An 18,340-nucleotide genomic window follows, 5' to 3' on the forward strand; every position below is an offset into this window, starting at 1 on the left:
GAGCAGGGCCATACGCGTCCCCGCCCACTTCTCACCAGGAGTGGTCCCACCCTCAACCATGATCATTTAAGGGGTCAGACAAAGTGGCAGCGGAGATCGTCAATCCTCGCAGCGGGGGCAATACCGATCAGGACGGAGGGGTCGAGCCCCTCGATTCCTTCGATCCGGCATTCGCCCTGCACCGCGGCGGCAAGATGGCCGTGCAGGCCACCGTGCCGGTCCGCGACAAGGACGACCTGTCCCTGGCGTACACGCCCGGCGTCGCGAAAGTGTGCAGCGCGATCGCCGAGCAGCCGGAACTCGTCAACGACTACACGTGGAAGTCGTCCGTCGTCGCCGTCGTGACCGACGGCACGGCCGTGCTGGGGCTCGGTGACATCGGCCCCGAGGCCTCCCTCCCGGTGATGGAGGGGAAGGCCATTCTGTTCAAGCAGTTCGGCGGCGTGGACGCGGTCCCGATCGCCCTCGCCTGCACCGGCGTCGACGAGATCGTCGAGACCGTGGTGCGCCTCGCCCCGTCCTTCGGCGGAGTGAACCTCGAGGACATCTCGGCCCCCCGGTGCTTCGAGATCGAGCGCAAGCTGCAGGAGCGGCTCGACATCCCGGTCTTCCACGACGACCAGCACGGCACGGCCGTCGTGACGCTGGCGGCGCTGCGCAACGCCGCGCGGCTGACCGGCAAGGGACTCGCGGACCTGCGGGCCGTGATCTCCGGTGCCGGCGCGGCCGGTGTCGCCATCGCCCGGATGCTGGTCGAGGCCGGTATCGGCGATGTCGCCGTGGCCGACCGCAAGGGCGTCGTCTCGGCCGACCGGACCGACCTGACGGACGTCAAGCGCGAGCTGGCCGGGTTCACCAACAAGGCCGGCCTCACCGGCTCGCTGGAGTCGGCCCTGGCCGGCGCGGACGTGTTCATCGGCGTCTCCGGCGGCACGGTGTCCGAGGAGGCCGTCGCCTCCATGGCCGAGGGCGCCTTCGTGTTCGCCATGGCCAACCCGAACCCCGAGGTGCACCCCGAGGTCGCGCACAAGTACGCCGCGGTCGTCGCCACCGGCCGGTCGGACTTCCCGAACCAGATCAACAACGTGCTGGCCTTCCCCGGCATCTTCGCCGGGGCCCTCCAGGTGCGGGCCTCCCGTATCACCGAGGGCATGAAGATCGCCGCCGCCGAGGCGCTGGCCGGTGTCGTCGGTGACGACCTCGCCGCCGACTACGTGATCCCGTCGCCGTTCGACGAGCGCGTGGCTCCCGCGGTCACCGCGGCCGTCGCCGCCGCCGCCCGCGCCGAGGGTGTCGCCCGCCGCTGACCCCGGTGTCGACGAGAACGACCCCGCCCGGCTGTCCGGGCGGGGTCGTTCTCGTCGGCGGGTGCAGGCGGGGTGGCTTGTCTCTTTACCCGCCTGCTCCGCCGTCCGGGTGGCGGACGGGACCTGGCCCGGCGTGTCCCGCGAGGCCGCTCGCAGGGGCCCGGTGGCTTGGCAAGAGGGCGTGTCTCACAACGCCCCACCGTTCCGCCGGCCGGGCGCGGAGCCTATCGTCAAGGTCATGTTCGCCGTCTACGCCGCCCGAATCGACCGCGACCAGCCGCTCTCCGGCCTGGAGTTGGGGGACCGCCCGGCCCCCGAGGCCCGCCCCGGCTGGAGCACCATCGATGTCAGGGCCGCCTCCCTGAACCATCACGACCTCTGGTCCCTGCGGGGTGTGGGCCTCCCCGAGGAACGGCTGCCGATGATCCTCGGCTGCGACGCCGCCGGCGTCGACGAGGACGGCAACGAGGTCGTCCTGCACTCCGTCATCGGCCAGAGCGGGCACGGGGTCGGCCCCCGGGAGCCCCGCTCCATCCTCACCGAGCGCTACCAGGGCACCTTCGCCGAGCAGGTCGCCGTCCCGACCTGGAACGTCCTGCCCAAGCCCAAGGAACTCTCCTTCGAGGAGGCCGCCTGCCTGCCCACCGCCTGGCTGACCGCGTACCGGATGCTGTTCACCAACGCCGGTGTACGGCCCGGTGACTCGGTGCTGGTGCAGGGCGCCGGCGGCGGTGTCGCCACGGCCGCGATCGTCCTCGGCAAGGCGGCCGGGCTGCGCGTCTTCGCCACCAGCCGGGACGAGGCCAAGCGCAAGCGTGCCCTGGAGCTGGGCGCCGTCGAGGCCGTGGAGTCGGGGGCCCGGCTCCCGCAGCGCGTCGACGCCGTGATCGAGACGGTCGGCGCCGCCACCTGGTCGCACTCCGTGAAGTCGCTGAGGCCGGGCGGCACGCTGGTCATCTCCGGTGCCACCAGCGGCGACCGGCCCTCGCACGCCGAGCTCACCCGGATCTTCTTCCTGGAGCTGAAGGTCGTCGGCTCCACCATGGGCACCAAGGACGAGCTGGAGGACCTGCTGTCCTTCTGCGCCGCGACCGGGGTGCGCCCGGTGATCGACGAGGTGCTGCCGATGGACCGGGCCCGTGAGGGCTTCGAGCGGATGGCGTCCGGCGAGCAGTTCGGAAAGATCGTCCTCACCAACTGACCTTTGGCGTCGCGCCTTTCACGGCGGGTCCGGGCTCGGCTCAGGACCCGCCGTTCTTCATGCCCCCGCACCTGCATGTCAACCAGGGTTGACATCGCCCGGCCTGTCAACCAATATTGACATCATGACCGAGGCAACGGATCTCGCCGAGCGGGCGGGAGATCGCGATCCAAGGGTGGGCCTGCGGGCCGTCGCCGCCCTGCGCCGGCTGCTGGAACAGCTGGAAGCGGTGCAGGTGCGCAGCGCGCGCAACCAAGGGTGGTCGTGGCAGGAGATCGCCGCGGAGCTCGGGGTCAGCAGGCAGGCCGTCCACAAGAAGCACGGGAGGCGTTGATGTTCGAACGGTTCACGAAGGACGCCCGCGCGGTGGTGACGGGCGCGGTCGAGCACGCCGAGCGGGACGAGGCGCCGGTCGTCGGGCCCGAGCATCTGCTGCTCGCGCTGCTGGACCGGGAGGGCGGCCGGGCGTCGTTCGCCCTGGCGTCGCTCGGCGGCGGCGCATGGCTGGACTCGGTACGCCGGGCGCTCGGCGAGGCCCGCCGGCGGGGCGGGCTGTCCCAGGCCGAAACCGACGCGCTCGCCGGACTCGGGATCGACGTCACGGAGATCGTCGCCCGGGTCGAGGAGGCGCACGGCGTCGGGGCGCTGGCCGGGGACCGCCGCGGCCGGGGCGGCTGGTCCGGGCACCGCCCGTTCGGCAAGGACGCCAAGGATGTGCTGACGCGGTCGCTGCGCACGGCGGTCGCCCGCCGGGACCGGTACATCGGCGACGAGCATCTGCTGCTGGCCCTGACCAGCCGCCCCGGAGTCCCCGCCGAGGCCCTCGCCGACCACGGCGTGACCCATGAGTCCGTCACCCGGGTGCTGTACGGCGGACCGGAGTCCAAGGCCGGCTGAGGGGCGCTGCGGGGAAGGCCGGGCCGGGCGGTCGGGCCGTACCGCCCGGCCTGCGTCAGGACTTGGGTGCCCGCAGCACCGCGCCGATATGGGCCGCCGCAGTCGACAAGTGGCGCCGTACGTCCCGGAACTGGTCCGGCGTCACACCGTGGTCGCGGGCCGCGTCACGGATGTCGTCGCGGAACCGGTCGAGCAGCCGGTCCAGGTCGCGGGCCGGGTCGCCGGTGCCGGTCTCATGGGCCCAGGTGGGCTCGTAGCCGGCCGGGAAGTCCTCGGGGGTCTCGGAGTACTCGGGGGGCCGGGTGTACTCGGCGGCGGGGGCGTGCTCGCCTGCCGGGGCCTGTCCGGCCCGGTCGGTCCCGGGGGAGGGGGCGCCCGGGCGGCCGAAGCCGAAGTCCCGGCCGAAGCCCTTGCCGAAGTCGCCGAACTCCTTGGTCAGTTCCGTCAGGCCCTCGCGCAGCCCCGTCGGCCAGTCGCCCCGGGCGAAGTGGTCCTGCACATGCTCCTGGACCCGGCGGGCGATGCGCTGGACCTCCTCCTGGGCCTGGGCCCGGGCGCGGTCCTGCGCCTCCTTGGCCTGGCGCCGGGCGCGCTGGGCCTCCTCGCGGGCGCGCCGGCTCTCGTCCTTGGCGCGGCGGGCCTGCTCCTTCCACTCCTGTTTGGCCCGGCGCATCTCCTCCTTGGCGGCCCGCCAGGCCTCCTTGTCGGTGACGTCCGAGAAGTCGCCCGAGGGGCTCTCCGCCCCGGAGCCGCCCTTGCGGGCCTCGGACGCGGCGGCCCGCATCTCGCGCCGCAGATCACCGGCCGCGCCGCGCACATCGGCCTGCATCTCGGCGGCCAGCTCGGCGACCGACTCCCGGATCTCCAGCTCCAGATCGGCCAGTTCACCGCTGCGGTCGGCGAGTTCGGCGCGGCCCGCGTCCGTGATGGCGTACACCTTGCGGCCGCCCTCGGTGGTGTGGGTGACCAGGCCCTCCGCCTCCAGCTTGGCCAGACGGGGGTAGACGGTGCCGGCGGACGGCGCGTACAGCCCCTGGAAGCGCTCCTCCAGGAGGCGGATCACCTCGTAGCCGTGGCGGGGCGCCTCGTCCAGCAGCTTCAGCAGATACAGGCGCAGGCGGCCGTGGGCGAAGACGGGGGGCATGTCAGAGCACCTTCTTGTCGGTCGTGCCGTCGGCCGGGCGGGAGGTGGGGGCGTCGGTCGGATCGTCGCCCTGGCCGGAGAGGGGATTGTCCCCCGCTCCGGCCCCGGGTCCGCCCACCGGGTCCCCGGCCGGGCCGGGCTCCTCATCCACCCATGACTCGTCCTCCCGGGGCGGTCGGCGCAGCAGGGCGATGGAGCCGGAGACCGTCGTCGCCCGGAGCTTGCCGGTGCCGGCGCCCAGCCGGCCGGTGATCTTGTGCGCGCCCCACTGGCCGTGCACGCGGAGGTCGTCGAAGGCGTTGGAGATGGTGCCGCTCGCGGTGTTGGCCTCGACGTCGGCGTCGGCCGGGGCGGGCAGCCGTATGGCGATCTCGCCGGAGACGCTGGTCAGCCGGACGTCCGTCGGGCCGTCCGGGTCCAGGTCGACGATCATGGACCCGCTGACCGAGTCGGCCTTCACGGACGAGGCGGCGCCCTCGACGACCGTCAGATCGCCGGAGACCGAGTTGAAGCGGAGGTCGCCGGTCACGGCCTGTGCCTCCAGGTTCCCGGAGACTGTGTCCGCGCGGACCGGCCCGGACAGGCCGACCAGCGTGGTGTCGCCGGTCACGCCCTTCACCATGGACCGCCCCCGCAGGCCGGAGACGAACGCGCTCGCGCCCACCACCCCCACCTCGACACAGGTGTCGGCCGGCACCGCCAGGGAGACCACCGCGCTGCGGCGCCACCCCTTGCGGTCCAGCCATTTGAGGAACCCCTTCCAGGGCAGGTCCTCGTAGGCGACGGTCAGGACGCCGTCCCGCTGGGTCACCACCAGGGGCGGGCCCTCGATCTCGGAGACCTCCAGGCGTGCGGAACCCTCCTCGGTGCCCACCACGTTCACCGTTCCGTTGACGACGCGGACGTGCAGGTCGCGCACCGGCTCCTCGAAGGTGAGTTTCCTGGGCTCCGTGACGGACCACTCGGGCATGGTGCGGACCTCCTGACCGGCCGGACGCGGCCGCACGGGCCGGACCCGGACACGACACGCCATATCGCGTCTTCCGTAAAACACGATATATCGCGGGCAGGGAAAGTCAAGGCACTCGTTCTGGTGATCACAAATCTCGCTGACCGGGCAAACCGGCCTAGCGTGGGGGCATGTCGACGGAACAGTCCCGGTCCGCCCGCGAGGCCCAGCCGGCCCCGGGCGCCCTGCTCCTGTGCCGGGCGGAACCCGATTCCGTCGCACCCGTGGCAAGGCTGCTGCGCGAGGACATGCTGCTCGCGCCGGCCGGCGAGGGGTGGAGTGTGCTCGTCCCCGAGGGCAGGCCCTGGCAGGAGGGCGGCGAGCCGGTCGACCGCGTCCTGTCCGGCTGGGCCCTCGCCCTGGCCGTCGGCGCCCCGTGGCCCGCCCTCGCCCTGTGGTGGGACACCGAGCGCGCCGGGTACTCCCTCGCCTCGGGCTTCCGCCGCCCGGTCGGCTACGAATGGCTCGCCGACGGCACCCCGGCCGGCGTCGACGAGGCCATGCACACCTTCGCCGCCCGCCTCGGCCTCGACCCGGTGCTCGACGAGCAGTCCCTCGACGAACTGACCCGCCCCGACCCGGCGTCCGACGCCCGCGCCCGCCTGCGCGGACTGCTCGCCGTCCTCCAGCGCGCGGGCGTGCACCTGCCCGACGGCCTCGCCCCCGGCGACAGCGCCGAACGGCTGCGCGCCGCCGCACGCGAACACCCGCACGTCCGCCCGACGGAGGGCGCCGCCCGGTCCGAGGACGACGCCGCGCCGCCGGCCCCTCTCGTGCCCTGGGCCGCCGCCGGGCCCTGGGCGCGTGCGCTCTCCCTGGCCCAGATCGCGGTCGGCCTGCCTCTCACGGCCTGGGGCCTGCACCGCCGCAGCGGCGGCTGGACGACCGCGGGCGCGCTCCTGCTGGCCCACGGCACACTGGGCCTCGCCTGCTGGCCCGTCAGCCCGCTGGACTGACGTGCACCGGCGTCCTCAGATGTCGTCGTCCTCGTCGTCCAGCCGGGCCAGCCAGGTCGCCAGCCGCTCCACCGGTACCTCGAAGTCGGGGTTCAGATCGACGAAGGTGCGCAGCTGCTCGGCCAGCCACTCGAAGGTGATCTCCTCCTCGCCGCGCCGCTTCTCCAGCTCTTCGATGCCTCGGTCGGTGAAGTACATGCAGTGAGGATATGTCCTGTCCGCCACGGCTGCGTGCCGGGCCGGGGCCGCTCGCCGACGGTTCCGTGACCCCGCCCCCGTCCCGGCAGTTCTCGGGACGGCGCGCGGTAGTCCCATCCCACGGAGACGGAACGACATGAGTACGCACTTCGACCCGGTACCCCTCGTCGGCACGGGAGTTGACCCGGTCGCGGACATCGAGGACTGGCTGGCCTCGCCGCCCGTGCGCGCCCTGGTCGAGGCGTTCGCCCGCACCGACCAGGACCATGAACTCGCCCGCGACCTGGCGGCCCGCAAGGGCGACGCGGCCGAGCGGCTGGCCCGGCTCGACGTGTTCACCCGCCGCTGGGACACCCGGCGCGGCAGGGAACGCAATCTCGCCGACGACCTGCCCGTACGCCCCGAGCAGCAGCAGCTCGTACGGGCCGCCGCCGAGGCTCTCGGCCTTTGTGGCGGCACCCGGCTGCGCTACGGCCACTACGAGCACGTGCTGGTCCTCGGCGGCCTCATCCGCGCCTGCCTGGCCCGCACGGCGTACGCCGCCCATCTGATCCGCACCGGACGGGTGACCGCCGGCTCCGTCACCGCCCTCGGCGGCCACCGCCCCTTCGTGGGCGACGAGTTCGAGCTCGCCGCGCTCGCCGGGGCACCCGAGCTCGGCGAGGAGTACGAGGCCCTCGACTTCGGCACCCGCCGCGCCTTCGGCCTGCAGACGCCCGAGTCCGTGGCCGGTGAGGAGTCCGAACTGCCCGGCGGCACCTGGGCCGTCCGCACGTACCGTACGCCCGGGCGGCTGCCCGTCCGGGTGGTCGCCGCCCCGTCGAGCCGGCCGGAGCGGCGCCGCGCGGACACCGCGGACAGCTACGCCTTCTTCGCCGAGCGGGTCGCCGAACTGGGGCCGGGGGACCGGCTGTTGCTGGTGACGACCGCGCTCCACGTGCCCGCCCAGCACGCCACCGCCGTACGGATGCTGCAGCTGCCCTTCGCCGTGGAGGTGGACACCGTCGGCATCGAACCGTCGAGGGCACCCGAGCCGGCCCGGCGCCCGTCCGGGGCCACCGCCTATCTGCTGGAGATCCGGTCGACCGTACGCGCCCTCGCCCAGCTCCACGCAGCCCTGCGCTAGAAGACGCCCGCAAGCGGACGCCGGAAGGCCCGGCTCCGAGTCGAGGGACTCGGAGCCGGGCCTTCCGTCCGGGCTCTCCTACGGCGGTCCGCAGGCTCAGGCCTCGAACACCTCACGCACCAGCTGCTCCTGCTCGGCCTGGTGCCGCTTGGCGGAACCGACGGCCGGGGACGAGGAGTGCGGACGCGAGATGCGGCGCAGGCGCTCGCCGTGCGGGACGTCGGCACCGACCGCGAGGTCCAGGTGGTCGATCAGGTTGAGCGCGATGAACGGCCACGCACCCTGGTTCGCCGGCTCCTCCTGGGCCCACAGGTACTTCTCGGCGTTCGGGTACTTCTTGATCTCCGCCTGGAGCTCGGTGCCCGGCAGCGGGTACAGGCGCTCGATGCGGATGATCGCCGTGTCCGTGACGCCGCGCTTCTTCCGCTCGGCCTCCAGGTCGTAGTAGACCTTGCCGGCGCAGAAGACGACCTTCTTGACGGCGGCCGGGTCGACCGACGCGTCGCCGATGACCGGCTGGAACTGCCCGGTGGTGAACTCCTCCGCCTTCGACGCGGCGGCCTTGAGGCGCAGCATCGACTTCGGGGTGAAGACGACCAGCGGCTTGTGGTGCGGGTTGTGCACCTGCCACCGCAGGAGGTGGAAGTAGTTCGACGGCGACGTCGGCATGGCGACCGTCATGTTGTTCTGCGCGCACATCTGGAGGAAGCGCTCCGGGCGGGCCGAGGAGTGGTCCGGACCCTGGCCCTCGTAGCCGTGCGGCAGGAGCAGGACCACACCGGAGGTCTGGGCCCACTTCTGCTCGGCCGACGAGATGAACTCGTCCACGACCGTCTGCGCGCCGTTGACGAAGTCGCCGAACTGCGCCTCCCACATCACGAGCGCCTCGGGGCGGGCGAGCGAGTAGCCGTACTCGAAGCCCATCGCCGCGTACTCGGACAGCAGGGAGTTGTACACGTTGTACCGCGCCTGGTCCTCGGAGAGGTACTGGAGCGGCGTGTACTCCTCGCCCGTCTTGTTGTCGATGATCACCGCGTGGCGCTGGCCGAAGGTGCCGCGCTGCGAGTCCTGGCCGGCGAGCCGGACCGGGACGCCCTCGAGCAGGAGGGAGCCGACCGCGAGAGTCTCGCCCATGCCCCAGTCGATGGTGCCGTCCTCGACCATCGACGCCCGGCGCTGCAGCTGGGGCAGCAGACGCGGGTGGACGGTGACATGGTCGGGGATGTTGACCTGGGACTCGGCGATCCGCTTGACGACCTCCGTGGTCACCGCGGTGTTCACGGCGACCGGGAACTCGGCCTGCGGGTCCGTGGGCTCGGCGGCGGTCGGCTGCGCGGTGGCCTCGCGGACCTCCGTGAAGACCTTCTCCAGCTGGCCCTGGTAGTCCTGCAGCGCCTGCTCGGCCTCTTCCAGGGTGATGTCGCCGCGACCGATCAGGGACTCGGTGTAGAGCTTGCGCACCGAGCGCTTCTTGTCGATCAGGTCGTACATCAGCGGCTGGGTGAAGGCCGGGTTGTCCGACTCGTTGTGACCGCGGCGGCGGTAGCAGATGAGGTCGATCACGACGTCCTTGTTGAACGCCTGACGGAACTCGAAGGCCAGCCGCGCGACGCGGACGACGGCCTCGGGGTCGTCGCCGTTCACGTGGAAGATCGGGGCCTCGATCATGCGGGCCACGTCCGTCGCGTACATGGAGGAACGCGAGGACTCGGGGGCCGCGGTGAAGCCGACCTGGTTGTTGATGACGACGTGGACGGTGCCGCCGGTGCGGTAGCCGCGCAGCTGCGACATGTTCAGCGTCTCGGCGACGACACCCTGGCCCGCGAAGGCCGCGTCGCCGTGCAGGGCGATCGGCAGGACGGTGAAGTCCGTGCCGCCCTTGTTGATGATGTCCTGCTTGGCGCGGGCGACGCCCTCCAGGACCGGGTCGACCGCCTCCAGGTGGGAGGGGTTGGCGGTGAGCGAGACCTTGATCTGCTCGCCGTCCAGGCCGGTGAAGGTGCCCTCGGCGCCCAGGTGGTACTTCACGTCACCGGAGCCGTGCATCGACTTCGGGTCGAGGTTGCCCTCGAACTCGCGGAAGATCTGCGCGTACGACTTGCCGACGATGTTCGCCAGGACGTTCAGCCGGCCGCGGTGGGCCATGCCGATGACGACCTCGTCGAGGCGGGACTCGGCAGCCGAGTCCAGCACCGCGTCGAGCAGCGGGATGACGGACTCGCCGCCCTCCAGGGAGAAGCGCTTCTGGCCGACGTACTTCGTCTGCAGGAAGGTCTCGAAGGCCTCCGCGGCGTTCAGCCGGCGCAGGATCCGCAGCTGCTCCTCGCGCTCCGGCTTGGAGTGCGGGCGCTCGATGCGGTCCTGGATCCACTTGCGCTGCTTGGGGTCCTGGATGTGCATGAACTCGATGCCGGTGGTGCGGCAGTACGAGTCGCGCAGCACGCCGAGGATGTCGCGCAGCTTCATCAGGGACTTGCCCGAGAAGCCGCCGACCGCGAACTCGCGCTCCAGGTCCCACAGGGTGAGGCCGTGCTCGGTGATGTCGAGGTCGGGGTGCTTGCGCTGGCGGTACTCCAGCGGGTCGGTGTCGGCCATGACGTGGCCGCGGACCCGGTAGGAGTGGATCAGCTCGAAGACCCGGGCGGCCTTGGTGACGTCGTCGTCGTGGCTGGCGTCGATGTCCTTGAGCCAGCGGACCGGCTCGTAGGGGATCCGCAGGGCCTCGAAGATGTCGTCGTAGAAGCCGTTCTCGCCGAGCAGCAGGTTCGCGACCTGGCGCAGGAACTCGCCGGAGGCGGCGCCCTGGATGACCCGGTGGTCGTAGGTCGACGTGAGCGTCATGACCTTCGAGATGCCGAGCTTGTTCAGGGTGTCCTGCGAGGTGCCCTGGAACTCCGCCGGGTAGTCCATGGCGCCGACGCCCATGATCACGGACTGGCCGGGCATCAGGCGCGGCACGGAGTGCACGGTGCCCAGGCCGCCGGGGTTGGTCAGGGAGACCGTGACACCGGTGAAGTCGTCCATCGTCAGCTTGCCGTCGCGGGCGCGGCGGACGATGTCCTCGTAGGCCTGCCAGAACTCGAAGAAGTTCAGCGTCTCGGCCTTCTTGATCGCCGCGACGACGAGCTGGCGGTCGCCGTTGGGCTTGACCAGGTCGATGGCGAGGCCGAGGTTGACGTGCGCCGGCTTGACGAGGGTCGGCTTGCCGTCCTTCTCGCCGAACGAGTAGTTCATCGACGGCATGGCCTTGATGGCCTGCACCATCGCGTAGCCGATCAGGTGCGTGAAGGAGATCTTCCCGCCCCGGGCCCGCTTGAGGTGGTTGTTGATGACGATGCGGTTGTCGAACAGCAGCTTCACCGGGACCGCGCGGACCGAGGTGGCGGTCGGCAGCTCCAGCGAGGCGTTCATGTTCTTGGCCACCGCGGCGGAGGGGCCGCGCAGCGTCACGAACTCGGGGCCGTCCGCGGGGGCGGCGGCGGGCTCGGCCTTCTTCGGCTGGGCCGGCTTGGCGGCCGGGGCCGCGGCGGGCTTCGCCGGCGCCGGAGCGGCGGGCGCGGCGGCCTTGGCCGGGGCTGCGGCCGCCGGCTTCGGGGCCGCGGGAGCGGGCGCCGGGACCGACGCGTCGGCCGGAGCGGTGGTGGTCTCCGCGGCCCCCGCGGCCGCGGTACCCGCCGGAGCCGGGGCGGCGGCAGCCCCCGGCTTGTAGTCGGCGAAGAAGTCCCACCAGGCGCGGTCTACCGAATTCGGGTCCTGGAGGTACTGCTGATAGATCTCGTCGACGAGCCACTCGTTGGCGCCGAACGCGGCAGCGGGGTTCTTGCCCGCTTGGTCCGCGTCGGTCGAGATGCTCGATGCGTTACTGGGGGACTGTGGCGACACGGCGGCAACCGCCCTCTTCCGCTTCACAAGGTGATGGACAGCGGGAATCAAGGCTACGCCTCCCCGGCCGGGAAGGTCAGGCCGGGCATGGTCATCGTCGTGTAAGTCACATCGGGAAGCGTGTTTCGGGCTCAGAAATGGCGGGAAACAAGCGGGGTTCCGCTTCTGCGGCACGTAAAGGGGATGGCGCGGCCGCGACCTGACGCGGCGACGGCGCAGGTCTGTACCTGATCACACGGCCCTGTCAGGCACGACGCGTGTGGATCTTGGCGCTCCGCTTCGAACTTTACGTCAACTTGGTACGGAAGGCTGCCCTGGAAGTGTGACAAGAATCCGGCAACCCCGCTCCGACTCGGCCACACCGATCCGGCCGCCATGGAGGTCCACCGCCCAGCGCGCGATCGCCAGCCCCAGTCCGGTGCCGCCGTCGCTGCCCGGGCCGTGCGGGCGGCTGACGGCGCCCCGGTTGAACCGCTCGAAGACCCGGTGCCAGTCCGAGCGCGGAATGCCCGGGCCCTCGTCCAGGACCTCCAGCTCCAGCGACTCCGGGTGCGGGCCGCGCCGCGCCTTGACCGTGACCCGGCCGTGCGGCGGGCTGTGCTTGATCGCGTTGTCGATGAGGTTGGCGACGACCTGGTGGATGCGCTCGGGGTCGGCGTGCGCGGTCAGCTCCGGCGGGGACACGTCGAGGTGCAGATGCACGTCCGTACGGGTGTGGCTGCCGGAGCCCGAGGTCATGCCCGCGCGCGCGGAGGCGACCATGTTGGCCTCCTTCAGCACCCCGGACAGATAGGGCCACACCTCGAAGCGCCGCATCCGCAGCGGGACGACGCCGTTGTCCAGGCGGGACAGGTCCAGCAGGGTCTCCACGAGCCGGCCGAGGCGCTCGGTCTGCTTCAGCGCCGTGCGCATCGTCTCCGGGTCGGCCTCGGCGATGCCGTCGACCACGTTCTCCAGGACCGCGCGCAGGCCGGCGATCGGGGTGCGCAGCTCGTGGGAGACGTTCGCGACCAGCTCCTTGCGCTGCTGGTCCTGGGCCTCCAGCTCGTCGGCCATGAGGTTGATCGTCCCGGCCAGGTCGCCCAGTTCGTCGCGGCGGCTCTCGCTGACCCGGCGCGTGTAGTCGCCCTGGGAGATGGAGCGGGCCACCGTGTTCATCTCGTCCAGCGGCGCGGTGAGCGAATGCGCCACGAACTGCGTGATGAGCAGCGTGGCGATCATCGAGAAGACCGTGATGAAGCGCAGCTCCGTCTGGGTGCGCACCGCGATCATCGACAGTCCGGTGGTGATCAGGACCGCGATGACGACGAGCGCGCCCAGCTTGGTCTTGATCGAGAACGGACGTACGCCGCCCCAGGGCTCCCCGGGGCCTCTCCGCGCGGCCGGACCGTCGCTCATGGCGTCGGCGTCTCCAGGGCGTAGCCCACGCCGTGCACGGTGCGGATGCGCTCGGCCCCGATCTTCCGGCGCAGCGCCTTGATGTGGCTGTCCACGGTGCGGGTGCCGGAGGCGTCCGCCCAGTCCCACACCTCGGCGAGCAGCTGCTCGCGCGAGAGGACCGCGCGCGGGGTGTTCGCCAGGCACACCAGCAGGTCGAACTCGGTCGGCGTCAGATGCACGTCCTCGCTGCGGACCCGCACACGCCGCTGCGCGTGGTCGATCTCCAGCTCGCCGAGGCGCAGGATGCCCGAGCGCGGCGTGGTGGCCGCGAGGGCGGCGCGCTCGACGCGGCGCAGCAGCACGTGCACGCGTGCCGCCAGCTCCCGCATGGAGAACGGCTTGGTCATGTAGTCGTCGGCGCCGACGCCGAGCCCGACCAGCATGTCCGTCTCGTCGTCCCGCGCGGTCAGCATCATGACCGGCACCGGCCGCTGGGCCTGCACCCGGCGGCAGACCTCCAGGCCGTCGAAGCCCGGCAGCATGATGTCGAGGATCAGCAGGTCGGGCTGCCAGGCCTCGGCCGTGTCGACGGCCGCCGGGCCGTCACCCGCGGTCTGCACGAGGAATCCCTCGGCGCGCAGACGGGCCGCGATGGCGTCCACGATGGTCGGATCGTCCTCGACCACCAGGACCCGGCGCTGTGCGCCGGGGGTCGCCGCCGTGCCGTTGTGGGAGGTGTGTGTCTGCTCCATCGCCCGCCCCAAAGTTGCTTTCCGGAATCCGTGGGGTGATCCCGCTTACTGGCTGTGCCTGCGCATGCTTGCGATTGACGCTTGAATGATCCGCGTCAGGGAAGCAGAGTACGGGGAGTCACCGTGCCAGGGCTATCCAGGTCGGACGGCGAGGTGCACGACGTCCGGAACGCCCCGGGCAACGGGGATCTCATCGGTACGCACCTGCTGGAATCCGGCATTGCGCAAGGTTTCTTCGAATTCCGGAGAGGGCTGAGCGGACCATACGGCCAGTACCCCACCCGGTGTCAACGCCCTTGCGCAGGCGGCCAGTCCGTCCGGTGAGTACAGGCTCTCGTTGCCGTCGGTGACGGTCCAACCGGGCCCGTTGTCGATGTCGAGGCAGAGCGCGTCGTACGTGGCGGATGTCTCATACACGTGGGTGACGAGATCGGTCTCCAGGATCGACGTCCGCGGGTCCGCGAGCGCCGCCCCGGAGAGGCCGGACAGCGGCCCGCCGAGATGCCAGTCGATGATCGCGCGCTCGCGCTCCGCGACGGTGATCCGCCCCGGCCGCGGGTCGGCCGCGGCGTGTGCGAGCGAGAACCCGACCCCGAGCCCGCCGATCAGGATGTGCGGCCGTGAACGGTCGCCCAGCGCGTCCAGCGCCGCGTCCACCAGCAGCCGCTCCGAGCGGCCGTCGGAGGTGTCCATCAGGAAGCAGCCGTTGGCGATGATCTGCAGCAGCTCCCCGTGCCGCCGCAGCACCACCTCCCCATAGGGGCCTTCGCGACGGTCCAGAACCACAGGCGTGTCGTACGAAGTGGACATCGGGCCATCCTGCCAGGGGGGAGGGGGCTGCGGTGAGCACCCGATCGCCGAGAGCGAACGCCGTGACCGCCTCCCGGGCGGGGACCGGCTCGGTCACCGTGCCGTCGGCTACGCACGCCGGGATTCCGGTGGCCGGGGACCGGCCGGAATAGCGGCCTTCGACTCGCCGCTTCCCCTGTCGACCCCGTGGATTCCACACGCCGGGTTCGCCGTCGATCGCTGTCAGCGAACGTGCCGGAGTGCCGGGAACAATCGGGCAGCCCCGAGCATTGAGTCGGCGTAACTCAACTTGACTGCCTAAGGGGAGATCATGGCTTCGACGTCCACACCGCTCACCCTGCCCGTGCTGCCGCTCGACGACGAGGTCGTGCTGCCCGGGATGGTGGTCCCCCTGGACTTGAACGACGCCGATGTGCGTGCCGCCGTGGAGGCCGCGCAGGCCGCCGCGCGGTCCACGCCCGGCAAGCCCCGGGTGCTGCTGGTGCCGCGTATCGACGGGACCTACGCGAGCACCGGGGTGCTCGGCACCGTGGAGCAGGTCGGCCGGCTGGCCGACGGTGATCCCGGTGCCCTGATCCGCGGCCGGGGCCGGGTGCGTATCGGCGCGGGCACCACCGGGCCGGGTGCGGCGCTGTGGGTCGAGGGCACGCCCGTCGACCAGAGCGTGCCCGATCCGCTGCCCGGACAGGTGGCGGAGCTGGTGAAGGAGTACAAGGCGCTCGCCACCGCCTGGCTGCGCAAGCGCGGTGCCTGGCAGGTCGTGGACCGGGTGCAGGCCATCGACGACGTCTCGCAGCTCGCCGACAACTCCGGATACTCGCCCTTCCTGACCACCGAGCAGAAGGTCGAGCTGCTGGAGACCGCCGACCCGGTGGCCCGGCTCAAGCTCGCCACGCAGCAGCTGCGCGACCACCTCGCCGAGCAGGACGTGGCCGAGACCATCGCCAAGGACGTCCAGGAGGGCGTCGACAAGCAGCAGCGCGAGTTCCTGCTGCGCCGCCAGCTGGAGGCCGTCCGCAAGGAGCTGCGCGAGCTGAACGGCGAGCAGGAGGGCGAGGAGTCCGACGACTACCGCGCCCGCGTGGAGGCCGCCGACCTGCCGGAGAAGGTCCGCGAGGCCGCGCTCAAGGAGGTCGACAAGCTGGAGCGGTCGAGCGACCAGTCGCCCGAGGGCTCCTGGATCCGGACCTGGCTGGACACCGTCCTGGAGCTGCCGTGGAACGAGCGCACCGAGGACGCCTACGACATCCAGGGCGCCAAGGGCGTGCTGGACGCCGAGCACTCCGGTCTCGAGGACGTGAAGGAGCGGATCACCGAGTACCTCGCGGTGCGCAAGCGGCGCGGTGAGCGCGGCCTCGGTGTCGTCGGCGGGCGGCGCGGCGGTGCCGTGCTGGCGCTCGTCGGCCCGCCCGGTGTCGGCAAGACCTCGCTGGGCGAGTCCGTCGCCCACGCCATGGGGCGCAAGTTCGTGCGTGTCGCCCTCGGCGGTGTGCGCGACGAGGCCGAGATCCGCGGCCACCGCCGTACGTACGTCGGGGCCCTGCCCGGCCGGATCGTGCGGGCGATCAAGGAGGCCGGGTCGATGAACCCGGTGGTCCTGCTCGACGAGATCGACAAGGTCGGCTCCGACTTCCGCGGCGACCCCGCGGCCGCGCTCCTCGAAGTGCTCGACCCGGCGCAGAACCACACGTTCCGGGACCACTACCTGGAGGTCGAGCTCGACCTGAGCGACGTCGTCTTCCTGGCCACCGCCAATGTGCTGGAGGCCATCCCGGAGGCGCTGCTCGACCGTATGGAACTGGTCCGGCTCGACGGCTACACCGAGGACGAGAAGGTCGTCATCGCCCGCGACCACCTGCTCCCGCGCCAGCTGGAGCGGGCGGGACTGAACGCGGACGAGGTCACCATCGACGAGGGCGCGCTGCGCAAGCTCGCCGGCGAGTACACCCGCGAGGCGGGCGTGCGCACCCTGGAGCGGTCCATCGCGCGGCTGCTGCGCAAGGTGGCGGCCCAGCACGAACTGGGCGAGCGGAAGCTGCCGTTCAGCGTCAGCGAGGACGAGCTGCGCGGCCTGATCGGCCGGCCGCACCACGTGCCCGAGTCGGCCCAGGACCCGGCGGAGCGCCGTACGGCCGTGCCGGGCGTGGCCACAGGTCTCGCGGTGACCGGCGCGGGCGGCGACGTCCTGTTCGTCGAGGCGTCGCTGGCCGACCCGGAGACGGGCGCGGCGGGCCTGACGCTGACCGGTCAGCTGGGTGACGTGATGAAGGAGAGCGCCCAGATCGCGCTGAGCTTCCTGCGCAGCCGCGGCGCCGAGCTGGAGCTGCCCGTCGCCGATCTCAAGGACCGGGGCGTGCACATCCACTTCCCGGCGGGCGCGGTCCCGAAGGACGGGCCGAGCGCGGGCATCACGATGACGACGGCGCTCGCGTCGCTGCTCAGCGGACGGCTGGTCCGTACGGACGTGGCGATGACCGGTGAGGTCTCGCTGACCGGCCGGGTGCTGCCGATCGGCGGCGTGAAGCAGAAGCTGCTCGCCGCGCACCGCGCGGGGGTCACGACCGTGATCATCCCCAAGCGCAACGAGCCCGACCTGGACGACGTCCCGGCCGAGGTGCTGGACAAGCTCGACGTCCACGCCGTGACCGATGTCCGCCAGGTGCTGGAGCTGGCCCTGTCGCCGGCCACCAGCGACGCGGCCCGGGAGGTTCCGGCGGCGGCGTGACGGACGCCGCCGGACAGGGCAGGGCCCGGGTCCCCAGGTGGGGGCCCGGGCCCTCCCCGTGCGGGGGCGTCAGCCGTTGGCCAGGGCCACGACCCGGTCGAGGGCGCCGTTGAAGCGGTCGTGGTCGCCGACGGTCGGGCCGGTCGAGGTGTACTGCCACATCGTGTAGTAGCTCCAGCCGGCCGGCAGTTCGCCCACGGACGCGGCGTACCGGGCGATCCACAGCGGGTTGGCCGAGGCGAAGGCGCTGGAGTTGCCGGTGCACTGCTTCCACCAGCTGGTCGCCGTGTAGATGACGGGGTCGCGGCCGGTGCGCGCCTTGTAGCGGTTCACGAAGTCGCGGATCCAGGTGACCATCCCGCTGGCGGACTTGCCGAAGCAGGCGTCGCCGTACGGGTTCCACTCGATGTCGAGGACACCGGGCAGGGTGCGGCCGTCGCGGGACCAGCCGCCGCCGTGGTCGACGAAGTAGTCGGCCTGGGTTGCTCCATTGGTGGTGTCCGGGGTCGCGAAGTGGTACGCCCCGCGGATCATGCCCACGTTGTAGGAGCCGTTGTACTGCTGGGCGAAGTAGGGGTTGGTGTAGTACGTCCCCTCGGTGGCCTTCACATAGGCCCACTTGACCCCGCTGGACCACAGGGTCGACCAGGCGACGTTGCCCTGGTGGCTGGAGACGTCGACACCCTCCGTCTGGGCGGCCAGGGTGCCGGCGGGGACGCCGGTGGTGCCGTCGTGCGCCGCGACGCCCATGCCCATGTAGGCGGAGCCGCGTGGCGGGGTGCCGCCGTCCCGCGCTGACGACGGCTGGGCGGTCAGGACGAGCAGGGCCAGGGCGAGTGCGAGGGTGAGCAGGAGTCCGGTCGGATACGGGCTGTGGGGGTGGCGCTGTTCGGGTCTGTGCACGGGCATAGCGTGCCTCCGAAGGCTCGGTGACGCATGGTGGGGAACGCGCA

General features: G+C 71.8%; 15 protein-coding genes. 7 read left to right on the forward strand and 8 right to left on the reverse strand.

Annotation, left to right across the window (positions count from 1 at the left end; all coding sequences use genetic code 11):
* Positions 1 to 83 precede the first annotated feature (83 nt).
* The 4 genes from DC008_RS23425 (at position 84) to DC008_RS23440 (ending at position 3,405) form a co-directional block, all read left to right on the forward strand.
* The gene (locus DC008_RS23425) at positions 84 to 1,307 is read left to right on the forward strand and encodes an NAD(P)-dependent malic enzyme (protein ID WP_108708634.1); all 1,224 of its coding nucleotides are present in this window, start codon (positions 84 to 86) and stop codon (positions 1,305 to 1,307) included.
* A 238-nt stretch (positions 1,308 to 1,545) separates the two neighbouring features.
* Positions 1,546 to 2,508, forward strand: a complete 963-nt coding sequence (locus DC008_RS23430; protein WP_108708635.1) for a zinc-binding dehydrogenase — start codon at positions 1,546 to 1,548, stop codon at positions 2,506 to 2,508.
* Positions 2,509 to 2,632: 124 nt separating this feature from the next.
* Positions 2,633 to 2,842: a helix-turn-helix domain-containing protein gene (locus DC008_RS23435; RefSeq protein WP_055624179.1), complete on the forward strand. Its 210-nt coding sequence runs from the start codon at positions 2,633 to 2,635 to the stop codon at positions 2,840 to 2,842.
* A complete protein-coding gene (locus DC008_RS23440) occupies positions 2,842 to 3,405 on the forward strand; it encodes a Clp protease N-terminal domain-containing protein (protein WP_108708636.1) in 564 nt (187 codons plus the stop codon). The genes DC008_RS23435 and DC008_RS23440 overlap by 1 nt, the downstream gene beginning before the upstream one ends.
* A gap of 55 nt (positions 3,406 to 3,460) precedes the next feature.
* Here DC008_RS23440 and DC008_RS23445 read toward each other — a convergent pair whose 3' ends face one another.
* Together DC008_RS23445 and DC008_RS23450 are read right to left on the reverse strand one after the other, a co-directional pair.
* Positions 3,461 to 4,549, reverse strand: coding sequence for a PadR family transcriptional regulator (locus DC008_RS23445; RefSeq protein ID WP_108708637.1), 1,089 nt, complete (start codon positions 4,547 to 4,549; stop codon positions 3,461 to 3,463).
* Between the two features lies 1 nt (position 4,550).
* Entirely contained in the window at positions 4,551 to 5,519 is a 969-nt protein-coding gene (locus tag DC008_RS23450; RefSeq protein ID WP_108708638.1) for a DUF4097 family beta strand repeat-containing protein, read from the reverse strand.
* 170 nt (positions 5,520 to 5,689) lie between these two features.
* Here DC008_RS23450 and DC008_RS23455 point away from each other — a divergent pair, with 170 nt between their 5' ends.
* Positions 5,690 to 6,514, forward strand: coding sequence for a serine/threonine-protein kinase (locus tag DC008_RS23455; protein ID WP_108708639.1), 825 nt, complete (start codon positions 5,690 to 5,692; stop codon positions 6,512 to 6,514).
* A 15-nt stretch (positions 6,515 to 6,529) separates the two neighbouring features.
* On the opposite strand, the gene DC008_RS23460 is transcribed toward DC008_RS23455, so the two are convergent.
* Positions 6,530 to 6,712: a DUF6104 family protein gene (locus DC008_RS23460; protein ID WP_055624112.1), complete on the reverse strand. Its 183-nt coding sequence runs from the start codon at positions 6,710 to 6,712 to the stop codon at positions 6,530 to 6,532.
* Between the two features lie 136 nt (positions 6,713 to 6,848).
* On the opposite strand from DC008_RS23460, the gene DC008_RS23465 reads away from it, so the two are divergent.
* Positions 6,849 to 7,838, forward strand: a complete 990-nt coding sequence (locus DC008_RS23465) for a hypothetical protein (protein WP_108708640.1) — start codon at positions 6,849 to 6,851, stop codon at positions 7,836 to 7,838.
* 96 nt (positions 7,839 to 7,934) lie between these two features.
* On the opposite strand, the gene DC008_RS23470 is transcribed toward DC008_RS23465, so the two are convergent.
* From DC008_RS23470 to DC008_RS23485, 4 genes are all read right to left on the reverse strand, one after another.
* Positions 7,935 to 11,720, reverse strand: a complete 3,786-nt coding sequence (locus DC008_RS23470) for a multifunctional oxoglutarate decarboxylase/oxoglutarate dehydrogenase thiamine pyrophosphate-binding subunit/dihydrolipoyllysine-residue succinyltransferase subunit (protein ID WP_108708641.1) — start codon at positions 11,718 to 11,720, stop codon at positions 7,935 to 7,937.
* 291 nt (positions 11,721 to 12,011) lie between these two features.
* Positions 12,012 to 13,118 carry a sensor histidine kinase gene (locus DC008_RS23475; protein WP_108708642.1) on the reverse strand — a complete coding sequence of 369 codons (1,107 nt, stop codon included), beginning with the start codon at positions 13,116 to 13,118 and terminating at the stop codon, positions 12,012 to 12,014.
* On the reverse strand, positions 13,115 to 13,852 hold the full coding sequence (locus DC008_RS23480) for a response regulator transcription factor (protein WP_030956984.1): 738 nt from the start codon (positions 13,850 to 13,852) through the stop codon (positions 13,115 to 13,117). The genes DC008_RS23475 and DC008_RS23480 overlap by 4 nt, the downstream gene beginning before the upstream one ends.
* 132 nt (positions 13,853 to 13,984) lie before the next feature.
* Positions 13,985 to 14,662 (reverse strand): spermidine synthase family protein, encoded by a 678-nt coding sequence (locus DC008_RS23485; RefSeq protein WP_108708643.1) that lies wholly within the window; start codon positions 14,660 to 14,662, stop codon positions 13,985 to 13,987.
* Positions 14,663 to 14,972: 310 nt separating this feature from the next.
* Here DC008_RS23485 and lon point away from each other — a divergent pair, with 310 nt between their 5' ends.
* Positions 14,973 to 17,387 carry an endopeptidase La gene (gene lon / locus DC008_RS23490; RefSeq protein WP_108708644.1) on the forward strand — a complete coding sequence of 805 codons (2,415 nt, stop codon included), beginning with the start codon at positions 14,973 to 14,975 and terminating at the stop codon, positions 17,385 to 17,387.
* 69 nt (positions 17,388 to 17,456) lie between these two features.
* Here the strand turns inward: lon and DC008_RS23495 are convergent, their stop codons facing one another.
* Complete coding sequence (locus tag DC008_RS23495) at positions 17,457 to 18,296, reverse strand: lysozyme (protein WP_108708645.1); 840 nt, start codon at positions 18,294 to 18,296, stop codon at positions 17,457 to 17,459.
* Positions 18,297 to 18,340: the final 44 nt, after the last annotated feature.

This window comes from Streptomyces nigra (assembly GCF_003074055.1).
GTDB lineage: Bacteria > Actinomycetota > Actinomycetes > Streptomycetales > Streptomycetaceae > Streptomyces > Streptomyces nigra.

Coding starts and splice junctions, on each gene's coding strand:
- DC008_RS23435 (WP_055624179.1), top strand. CDS start 2,633: ATGACCGAGGCAACGGATCTCGCCGAGCGGGCGGGAGATCGCGATCCA.
- lon (WP_108708644.1), top strand. CDS start 14,973: ATGGCTTCGACGTCCACACCGCTCACCCTGCCCGTGCTGCCGCTCGAC.
- DC008_RS23450 (WP_108708638.1), bottom strand. CDS start 5,519: ATGCCCGAGTGGTCCGTCACGGAGCCCAGGAAACTCACCTTCGAGGAG.
- DC008_RS23460 (WP_055624112.1), bottom strand. CDS start 6,712: ATGTACTTCACCGACCGAGGCATCGAAGAGCTGGAGAAGCGGCGCGGC.
- DC008_RS23465 (WP_108708640.1), top strand. CDS start 6,849: ATGAGTACGCACTTCGACCCGGTACCCCTCGTCGGCACGGGAGTTGAC.
- DC008_RS23440 (WP_108708636.1), top strand. CDS start 2,842: ATGTTCGAACGGTTCACGAAGGACGCCCGCGCGGTGGTGACGGGCGCG.
- DC008_RS23475 (WP_108708642.1), bottom strand. CDS start 13,118: ATGAGCGACGGTCCGGCCGCGCGGAGAGGCCCCGGGGAGCCCTGGGGC.
- DC008_RS23480 (WP_030956984.1), bottom strand. CDS start 13,852: ATGGAGCAGACACACACCTCCCACAACGGCACGGCGGCGACCCCCGGC.
- DC008_RS23485 (WP_108708643.1), bottom strand. CDS start 14,662: ATGTCCACTTCGTACGACACGCCTGTGGTTCTGGACCGTCGCGAAGGC.
- DC008_RS23445 (WP_108708637.1), bottom strand. CDS start 4,549: ATGCCCCCCGTCTTCGCCCACGGCCGCCTGCGCCTGTATCTGCTGAAG.
- DC008_RS23455 (WP_108708639.1), top strand. CDS start 5,690: ATGTCGACGGAACAGTCCCGGTCCGCCCGCGAGGCCCAGCCGGCCCCG.
- DC008_RS23430 (WP_108708635.1), top strand. CDS start 1,546: ATGTTCGCCGTCTACGCCGCCCGAATCGACCGCGACCAGCCGCTCTCC.
- DC008_RS23495 (WP_108708645.1), bottom strand. CDS start 18,296: ATGCCCGTGCACAGACCCGAACAGCGCCACCCCCACAGCCCGTATCCG.